Source organism: Lysinibacillus sp. FJAT-14222, from assembly GCF_001278875.1.
In the GTDB taxonomy this organism is placed as follows: Bacteria; Bacillota; Bacilli; order Bacillales_A; family Planococcaceae; genus Lysinibacillus; species Lysinibacillus agricola.
Genome location: NZ_LIYL01000062.1, coordinates 9392 through 18324, shown reverse-complemented (window position 1 = coordinate 18324; position 8933 = coordinate 9392). Strand labels below are relative to the sequence as shown.

Genomic DNA, 8933 nt, shown 5'->3' with positions numbered 1-8933 from the left:
CAAGAATCCTATTGAAATTGTAAAGAACCAAACAAGCTCAATGATTAAGCCGATTTATATTGGTGCGAAGTTTGAGTAAATAATATTCCGCTAAATGTAAATAACCGGTTTCTTGGAAGTTTGAATGTTCCACATACTTCCATAATTTTAGTTTCTATGTTACGATACTTATACTCAGAAAATTTAAAAATGCGAAATCACTAGGGGAATCCTTTTAAAGGACTGAGAGAAGAGTGTACTCTGATACCCTTATAACCTGATCAGGTTTGAGCCTGCGTAGGGAAGTGTTATGTTACTTTATATTTTATTTAAAGTACCACTTTCCTCGCTTAGGAAAGTGGTTTTTTTGCGCGCCCGGCATGTTCAACAATTCGGTGGTGAAAGTCCATAAGAGAAGTCTGCAAATGTCATAGTAGTTCTCTAACGAGAGTGAAGGACCGAACAATCTTAAATCTTGAAAGAACAAGGAGGTGAAGACATCTCGTCGAAACAAAGAAAGCACTGAGGTAAAGACCGAAAGAGAGTTGCTTATAAAGGAATAATCTGGAGGTGTGAGTGTATATAAGAGCGTGTAGGGATGTAGACATTGAGATGAAAAAACAAGATGGTATCAATGTAATCGATAGAATCGTTACCAATCGCAACCGGTAAAGAGGGTGGCTATAAAAGAAATACAAGCTTGGTTAAATCATCGTTTGCGTCAACTGATTTAGAAACGATGGAAGCAACCAAAAACAAGGTACACGAAACTACGTCAGTATGGAATCGACCATGATGATGCGATGAAAACAGCAAATTCAAGGAAAGGATATTGGCGACTATCGAGAAGCGAGATCATACATCGGAGCTTTAACAAATGAAAAGCTCACAAAGTGGGGATTGAAAGACCTAAGCCAACTTTATGAGCTCCGATACTTAAGAGATTGAACCGCCATATACGGGACTGTAAGTATGGTGGTGTGAGTCGGCTAATCAAATAATGATTAGCCTCCTACTCGATTTTTTTATGTGTTTTCAATAGGGGGAATGTGATTGAAGCTGATAGCCGTGACGAATGATCGGTTCAAGGTGGATCATTTAACTAAAATCATGATTGATACAGAACCGTTTGTAGATTATTTCATTATCAGAGAACGGACGAAAACAGTAAATGAATACATAGAGTTGATTACGGCATTGACTGAAGCAAAAGTCAGTAAGGATAAATTAATTGTGAATGACAGGGTGGATGTGGCTGTTGCCTCGAATATTCAACGGGTGCAGCTTCCAGGCCACGGGCTTTCCATTTCGCAAGCGAAAGACAATTTTCCACAGTTACTCGCGGGAAAATCAGTACATTCCGCTATAGAGGCTGAACGCGCTTCGTATGCTGGAGCCAATTGGCTGCTATATGGACATGTATTTGAAACGAACTGCAAAAGGGGTGTAGAACCCCGCGGGCTTTCTGAACTTCAAGAAATCTCGAAAAAAGTGACAGTTGATTTGTATGCAATCGGAGGAATCAAAACTGAACATATCGACATGCTGCACGATATCGGAGTAAATGGAATAGCTGTCATGTCAACAATCTTTGAAAGTGATGATCCGGTATCGGCTACAAAGGAATATTACGAGGCTTGTCGACAAGCTATTGCTTATCAAAAGGTTGAGAGGAGTTAAATTTTGATAAATATTACATTAAACGGTAAAGTTTATAAGCTACCCAAAGATGCTTCAACCGTTCAGCAATTACTTGAGCATTTCGAGCTTTCCAAGCGGATCGTGATTGTTGAAGTAAATAAGGAGATTGTTCAAAAAGATCAATATGATCGCCCCATTCGCGAACGTGACCAAGTGGAGATGATCCATTTTGTAGGAGGAGGATGAACATGTTAAAAATAGGAGATCAAACTTTTCAATCAAGACTTTTACTGGGGACAGGAAAGTATCCGTCTTTTGAAATACAAAAGGAAGCAGTCCATGTGTCCGATGCTGAAATTCTTACATTTGCCGTAAGAAGGATGAACGTATTTGAACCGTCGCAGCCAAACTTTCTTGAAATGCTAGATTTATCCAAATATACATTACTTCCAAATACGGCAGGAGCCAAAACTGCTGAAGATGCGGTACGGACGGCAAAATTAGCCAAAGCATCAGGGCTGTGTGACATGATAAAGGTCGAAATTATCGGTTGCGATCGGACACTTTTACCTGACCCAATTGAAACGTTGAGAGCGTCTGATATGCTGTTGGCAGAAGGGTTCACTGTGCTCACCTATACGTCGGACGATATTGTCTTGGCACGAAGGTTGGAAGAGCTTGGTGTTCATGCGGTCATGCCGGGTGCATCACCGATCGGTTCCGGAAGAGGAATTTTAAATCCGCTTAATTTGAAATTTATTATTGAACAATCTTCAGTTCCTGTTATTGTCGATGCTGGCATTGGTTCACCAAAAGATGCAGCGTATGCTATGGAGCTTGGAGCTGATGCCGTTCTATTGAACACCGCCGTGTCTGGGGCGAATGATCCTATAAAAATGGCTAAAGCGATGAAGCTAGCCATTGAAGCCGGCCGCTTGGGTTTTGAAGCTGGCCGGATCGAGGAAAGAGATTATGCTGTGGCAAGCAGTCCTCTTGAAGGGGTGCTCCCGTCGTGAACAGCCGCTATTCAAGGCAGGAATTATTTGAACCGATTGGAGAAAAAGGCCAAAAGGAAATTGGCCAGGCTCACATTTTAATCATTGGGGCAGGGGCGCTTGGCTCGGCAAGTGCAGAGATGCTTGTACGCGCGGGTGTTGGGAAGCTTACGATTGTTGACAGGGATATTCTTGACTGGAGCAATTTGCAGCGGCAGCAGCTTTATATTGAAAAAGATGTAATAGACCAGCTCCCTAAGGCTGTTGCTGCCAAGAAGCGGCTAAGTGAAATTAACAGCACGGTTGATGTAGAAACAATTGTGGCTGATGTCACAGCAAAAAATGCCGAAGATCTTGTCAGCGGAAAAACGTTGATTGTAGATGCAACAGATAATATAGAAACGAGACTGTTAATGAATGATGCATCAAGGAAGCTGAGCATTCCATTTTTTATGGGAGCGGTTGTTGCCAGTTATGGATTGACTTATCCAATTGGATTAGGGGAGCGTCCTTGTCTTCATTGTTTGTTGGACACACTTCCGTCACAAACACTTACATGCGATACAGCAGGAGTTATCAGTCCGATCATCCAGGTGGTTGCAGCTCATCAAGTAACGAATGTATTCAAATATCTTGTCGGTGAAGAAGTGGATTCCAACTTGAAATCTTTTGATCTTTGGACTGGCGATCAGGCCGCGATAGATGTAACATCGCTTCGGCGTTCTGATTGTCTGAGCTGTTCGAAAGATGCAATATATCCATTTTTATCTATGGAAAGTCAGACAAGAACGGCAGTCTTATGTGGTCGGGATACTGTCCAATTGACATGGTCTCAAGATCGGAAAGTGGAATTAAGGCAGATTGCCGAAGTCATTCATCCAATCGTAACCGGACTCATTTGTAATATGCACCTTTTGGCATGCAATTTTAGTGGCCACCGAATTGTTCTTTTCCGTGACGGTCGCATGTTGATCCACGGCACCAAGGACGATGTCAAAGCTAAAACGATTGCGGCCAAGTTGATGGGTTAATATTTTATTAAAAACATCATTGCGGGATGTATTTTTGTTATTCATCAATAAAAATTGCTTCTTGATTAATGAACTTTTTTTGCACAAGCTGGCAGCGGAATTGGACAAAACATTGGCGAATTAATTCTTTTACTTCCGATTGGATATGGAACGATTAATTGTGCAATAGGTTGGTTCATATCCTTGTACAAGCCACATCATCCGAATACTATTTTTTAAAGGCGCTGCAATTTTATGATCAGAAAATTCGGGGGTGATAAGCTAGACACCCCTTATTTCGTAAGGGTACTGAAAAACTTATGAATTGCTAATAATCATAGTAACTAATTATGATTTTTTAAATTCTATTAAGTATTAAAAGTCGATTACCTCTAAATCTAAAGGTAAAATAGTTGATTCATTTTATAATTTGAACGTAAGAACCTTTCTTTCTGAGATTTGGTATGTGATGTACTTTATATTATTAGAGGTGGTTCTTATTAGTTTTCAGAGGAGGGTTTTGTCCCAGACTCTTCTTACGATTAGTCAACATTATTTAAAGAATAATTTATATTTTTATGAATGTGAAGTGGTGAAGGATATCCCTCACCACTTCACATTCAGATACGCCAAAAAGACCTGACGATTTTTGTTTTTTTCGAAAGGTCATTATGATATAGTTCTATATAGGTGATTACGATGAAATTATATCTTTACTGAAAAGAAAACAGTCCATCTTTGTTTTCATACATTGATTTAAAGCATATTTAATTTCTAAAAGCTCTTTATTTGAAGGGTTATTATCAATTAAGATGATGGGAATATCTTTTAACAGTAATGGTAAAACAGTATCTGTTATAATTAAATCTATATTTTTAAATATCATAGTAGATTCATGTAATTCCCAAACAGGTTTCATTTTCAGGTTTGCTTTCCCCTCGAAACGTATATTCAAGTTATTCAAAGTAAAATCACTGATAATTTGAGAGCGGGATGTAACATATAAAACATTCGGTTGCAATTTTTTTTCTGCAGTAATGTATTGTAACAATAATAAAGCAAAAAACATTGAGACTTTATTATTGCATTTAAAAGCCATTTTCTCCTCCCAATCCTTTCTGATTATTGCTATTTCTTTCGAAAATATAGGATATCCATTAGTAATCTCTGTTAGTACAGTTTTTTTTGGAGAGTATTGAAGCTCTGGCAAAACACTTCTTACTTTTGCAATACAATAAAGACTAAACGTTTTAATGACAAAGGTTTTATCATATAGAAAATCATAATCTAAATACTCTTTAAGAAAATGTAAAAATTCAAGAAACTCCTTACATTCGTTTTGAGGAACATGTAAATACTTAAAATCTTTGTCTGCAGCAAATAGTTCTAGTGCCGTTACAACGTCAACTTTTGAATACTTTTCAAGAGCTAATTCAATGGAATTTATATACTCCAATTCTGAAAGTATTAATGCTAAATAAATGCATACTCGTTCTTTTATAGGAATTTCATAGTCTAACATTTCTTCCAATAATAAAAACAAATTATTAAACTCTTTAAAATACCCTTGCTGTATTAATTTCTCTTCAATACCAAAGGGAAGTTCTCCCACTTCAAATCCTTTCTGACTCCGTGAAATACAAATCTTTATAAAGTTTAAAAATATATTCATACCAAAATGAGTAATGGTTATTCCGTGTGTTACCTCTAAATAAATCTTGATCTTTAGCGGTATCTCCTGATATTTTGCGAAACTCTGAAAATAAGAATTATCATTTGTTGAAAATAACATTTCGAATAATAATAAGCGAACGCTTCCTTCATTTCCCTCAATATAATAGGGCCTACTTTTTAAAGTTAAAAAAAATGGTTTAATCATCTGTTCCACTTTCCTGAGTAATTCAACAGTCATGTTACGATTTATATATAACAATTCCCCGATTTCTTCCATAGAATAACCTCTGTTTTCAACCAATAAATTTATTAGCTGAAAAGTTAAATCATTATGATCATGGGTAAATATGCTAGCAACTGTTTCATATTTGGGATGAATTAATTTCATACCATATCCCTTTTTTATATGTAAAATCCAATTTTTAGGTAGTTTTTTTTTATAATTTTAATCTCATTTAGAATAGTTTTATATGAACATCCAATGTAGATTCCTAGTTCTTCAGAGCTAATCCATCCGGTTGTTTTTTCTAAATATTCCAATGTTAAAAACTGCCTTTTAGTTATAATATTTTGTTTCATAGGAATTCCCCTTTTTGATATATAACAATATTATTAGTTCCCATTGACTCTCCATCATAAAAAATCTGTCTACCTTTTGAACAAATAAAGAGGAATTATTTTTTTTATACATAAATTTTTTGTGAAAAGAGTAATGATTTCAAGTAGAAAATTATTAAAAACAGTTCTGATTATATACTAAGTTTGTCCTTACAGCTCTCATAAATAAATGTCCCAAAAGGTTTTAATTTCTATAAATTCCCTTTTCTTAGGATATGGTACGATTACTACTGCTTGTTTGTTCTATTTCTTCCTTTAGGTAAAATTTATGATTAATAGCCAATCATATCAAAAAATATTGTCGTAATATGTCTAGTATTTCGATATAATATGACAATATTTTTTCCTTTGTTAAGAGAAGAAAAAAAGGTTTATAAGTTTTGAGATCTTGTTATCATCATAATAGAAGGTTTAAGGAGGTGCTGTCAATTAATACATTGCCTCCCTAAGGTAGAAAGAAGAAAAAGAAATCTTATGAATGAGCATATTATGGGTAATTGTAATGATTCTCATTTTGGTTTCTGCCGAATCCCTTGTATATGTAATGTATTTTGATAGATATGCTACGTAAGCTAATATAAGTAAGGGAGAATGATAAGTACATATTCAAGATATCCAAAGTGTGATGTATGAAGAGGATGCATATTTGTTAAAATTAATGGTGAACCCAGTACGATTGAAAATTATCAATGAAATAATTAAACATAAAACATTAAGTGGAACACAGTTAACCAGAATTCTAGGTATTTGACAGTCAACATTATTTCAACACCTATCAATGATGAGGAGAATAATTTTAAGTAAGGAAAGAAAAGATGTAGAAAATTATTATCAAATTAGTAATGAAAAGTGGTGCAAATAATTAAGGTGTTTAATGAAGTAATAGTTGATTAGGTAATCTGAGTTATATAAAAGCGAAATACTTTTATATAACTATAGTGGGTAGATTAAATTTTAAAAATAAACTACTGTTGTCTGTAGGAATAGAGGGAACGAAATTGAGGAGTTCACCTTCCCCCGTGTTTCCTTGAAAGTAACTATAAATTAAGTTGCTTCTATTCCTATGTACAGCATTGTTACGCCAGCCATGTCAAGGCTGTACATGATTTTGTAACGCGCAAAAGTGAATAAACAGAGAAGAAACTATTTGGGGGTAAAATAGTTTCTTTTCTGTTAAAGAAATCTAGTTTTTAGCGAGTTATATAAATATTTCAAAGGGGTTTCTTGCTAGTGATTTTCCTTTTGTAGGTGCAATAGTCGTGGAAATAAAAAACTAATCAGTAATTAGGAGGGGAGGAATAGTGGTAATTGATACATGTAAATTAATTGAGAATTTATTTACTTTAGAATTCCATAGACTGTAATAGAATTACACTGGTGCATTTTATCATGAAAGTGTTGTAGAAACCTTTTCTTATCTTTAGAAGAGGGTAAATGTGTTCTTTATGAATTGTAGAGGCAAATCTTAAGTATAATTTCTTTTTGTTGTAAGCTAAGACATTCACTGGTATCACAAGTGAGTCTTAGCCTTTTTTTGTAGTTAAATTAGGATTTCGAAATATTAGGGAGTATGGAAACGCCTGGATAAGTAAAATCCAACTGTATTATGTGTTCTCTTAACCGTACAAAATCTACGATTACACGGCAAAGGAGGGGTTCAAATATTATATTGTAACTCCATCTCACTTTCCCCGATGGAAGTATGTACAATTCCTAAGAAGTTTTCAGTGATGAAATATAGAAAATATGATAACGAATGTATGGGATTTTCTGTTTTTAATATATGTGAAAGCATTGATGCTGACAGGTTTAAAATTGTGAAGTCAACTTAAATAAACAATATTTCCTTTGATAAAGGAAATATTTATGACTGATAAAAGTGCTGTATATTGGTAAAGTCTAAGTGGTTCATTGGAAATCTATGGAGTGGATCTCTAATGACCTTTATGATGAATGCTTGTGTCAGATGAAACTTATTGGCGATGACGCTGTGCTTCGACCGCTTCTATAATTATTCAATCGGATTCAAGTTCGGTGATAATGGTGGATGGTAAATCGACATGGGACGATGCCTGTGTTTTCTAACGGGAACAGTTTTCGAATGGTGAATTCGTTACAGTCTAGATAAAAATCATGTGAGATTAGGCAGGAATCACAATCAAAAGCATAGCTTAAGTGACAGAAGACAATGTACCATCACAAAAGTTAAATAAAGGAAGGTGGAAAGTTATAAGTTGGTAAAAAAATCCTAAAATTAGTTAGAAAGGAGGATACTTGCTGGTGAGGGAATGTGTTAGTAAAGCGTTGATTCTGATGATGTCGGTGCTATTGTCATTTCAGCAATTTGATATATCTGCAGTAGCTGCCGCGTCAGAAGTACCAAATTTGGAACTGGATTTTAAAGCGCTACAACAAGAAGTACTTTCTGGAAAAACAGCTGATTTTGAGTTGAATGTAAAAGTAACAGGCTCCCAGACAACTTTGACGAATGGTAAACTCGTCGTGATTCTACCGAAGCATCCTGAGGTTCCCGTGACTTACTCGCAAATTCCAAACGGTGTTCCAGATGCAACATTAACAATCGCTGGTGTGAGTCCAATCTATAATGCGCAAAACGCTACATTAACTTACAATTTCAAAGAATTAAAATCCGGACAAGTCTACAAAACGATTATTCAGGCAGTTCCTGAGTTAGGAAAAACACCTGTCAGCGATAAAGAGAAAAATCTCGAAGCTGATGCGAGTGTGAAAGTAGACCAATATGCAGATGCGTTGAATTCAGGAAAGAAAACAACAAAAGTAATTTCAAATGGAGCTGTTAGTGCTAATACCACAACATCGGAAACAGCAAAAGAATCTACCGCAACATCGGAAACAGCAAAAGAATCTACCGCAACATCGGAAACAGCAAAAGAATCTTTCGCAACATCGGGAACAGAGAAAGAATCTACCGCAACATCGGAAACAGCAAAAGAATCTTTCGCAACATCGGGAACAGAGAAAGAACACAACATCG

The 8933-nt window shown here is 35.7% G+C and carries 6 protein-coding genes, 3 pseudogenes and 1 riboswitch; of the genes and pseudogenes, 6 read left to right on the top strand and 3 right to left on the bottom strand.

Features of this window, described 5'->3' with window-relative positions; translation table 11 throughout:
• The first annotated feature begins 192 nt into the window (after nucleotides 1–192).
• Nucleotides 193–300, top strand: a riboswitch (TPP riboswitch).
• 732 nt (nucleotides 301–1032) lie between these two features.
• Genes AN161_RS25635 through AN161_RS25620 form a run of 4 tightly spaced genes read left to right on the top strand, consistent with a single transcriptional unit; the run spans nucleotide 1033 to nucleotide 3646 of the window.
• Complete coding sequence (locus AN161_RS25635) at nucleotides 1033–1659, top strand: thiamine phosphate synthase (RefSeq protein ID WP_053597147.1); 627 nt, start codon at nucleotides 1033–1035, stop codon at nucleotides 1657–1659.
• Between the two features lie 6 nt (nucleotides 1660–1665).
• Nucleotides 1666–1866: a sulfur carrier protein ThiS gene (gene thiS, locus AN161_RS25630; RefSeq protein ID WP_053597149.1), complete on the top strand. Its 201-nt coding sequence runs from the start codon at nucleotides 1666–1668 to the stop codon at nucleotides 1864–1866.
• 2 nt (nucleotides 1867–1868) lie between these two features.
• Entirely contained in the window at nucleotides 1869–2636 is a 768-nt protein-coding gene (locus AN161_RS25625; protein ID WP_053597146.1) for a thiazole synthase, read from the top strand.
• The gene (locus tag AN161_RS25620) at nucleotides 2633–3646 is read left to right on the top strand and encodes a ThiF family adenylyltransferase (protein WP_053597145.1); all 1014 of its coding nucleotides are present in this window, start codon (nucleotides 2633–2635) and stop codon (nucleotides 3644–3646) included. Before AN161_RS25625 ends, AN161_RS25620 begins: the two co-directional genes overlap by 4 nt.
• Before the next feature lie 43 nt (nucleotides 3647–3689).
• On the opposite strand, the pseudogene AN161_RS30275 reads toward AN161_RS25620, so the two are convergent.
• The 3 genes and pseudogenes from AN161_RS30275 to AN161_RS30845 all read right to left on the bottom strand — a co-directional run.
• Nucleotides 3690–3892 (bottom strand): annotated as a pseudogene (locus AN161_RS30275) (IS5/IS1182 family transposase); the annotation flags it as partial.
• Nucleotides 3893–4319: 427 nt separating this feature from the next.
• Complete coding sequence (locus AN161_RS25615) at nucleotides 4320–5687, bottom strand: helix-turn-helix domain-containing protein (protein ID WP_053597144.1); 1368 nt, start codon at nucleotides 5685–5687, stop codon at nucleotides 4320–4322.
• Between the two features lie 14 nt (nucleotides 5688–5701).
• Nucleotides 5702–5878, bottom strand: a complete 177-nt coding sequence (locus AN161_RS30845) for an HTH domain-containing protein (RefSeq protein ID WP_241774653.1) — start codon at nucleotides 5876–5878, stop codon at nucleotides 5702–5704.
• Between the two features lie 664 nt (nucleotides 5879–6542).
• Between AN161_RS30845 and AN161_RS30840 the strand changes: the two are divergent.
• Nucleotides 6543–6779 (top strand): annotated as a pseudogene (locus AN161_RS30840) (ArsR family transcriptional regulator).
• A 1418-nt stretch (nucleotides 6780–8197) separates the two neighbouring features.
• Nucleotides 8198–8933 (top strand): annotated as a pseudogene (locus AN161_RS25605) (cell wall protein); the annotation flags it as partial.